We start from the raw sequence: 612 nt of genomic DNA on the forward strand, positions 1-612 counted from the left end.
CCATTCCCATCGCCGGTACCCGTACGGAACAGATTAGGTACGCGTGACTCAACAAAGTTGCTGACACGATCGGCATCGGCATCATTGTAATAAGTTGTACCAGTTAACCCGAAGTTAATCTCAGTACCAGCCTGATCGAGAATGCCGGTACTGTTATTCTTCAGATCCAGATGCAAGTTACCTGAGCCTGAAATATTTCCCACCATCACCTGATAAGTACGCGCATCAATTTGAGTAAATCCTTGTAACTGGCCCGAGATACCAGGGGAGGTAACGAGATTGAAATCATTTAAATCGACACCCGTGACCGGATCATTAAAGTTGATGACATAAGTGATACTGTTCGCGGTTTCCGAAGCGGGTAGATAATCAATGGACGTGGCGGCAGGAGGCAGATTATCGGTGACCTTAATCGTAAAGGATTTGCTTAGACTTAATCCCCCCGCATCAATGGATTTGAGTACGACCGTATAGTTACCGATGGCGAGCTTGCCTGTGGAGTTGACACGCAAGCTATTTCCCGAGAGGGAGAACAAGGCATTATCATTGGTTGAGGTATTGTCGAAAGCATAGGTATGCGTATCGGCGGTATTGTCATCACGCGTAGAAAGC

At 46.9% G+C, this 612-nt stretch carries 1 protein-coding gene; it reads right to left on the reverse strand.

The annotated features are described in order from the left end of the window. Positions 1-612 (reverse strand): hypothetical protein (locus ACFFJH_RS17995; protein WP_390214360.1); only part of this gene is annotated, 612 nt, incomplete at both ends.

The sequence above is a fragment of the Affinundibacterium danionis genome, assembly GCF_042432465.1.
Classification (GTDB): domain Bacteria; phylum Pseudomonadota; class Gammaproteobacteria; order Burkholderiales; family Burkholderiaceae_D; genus Undibacterium; species Undibacterium danionis.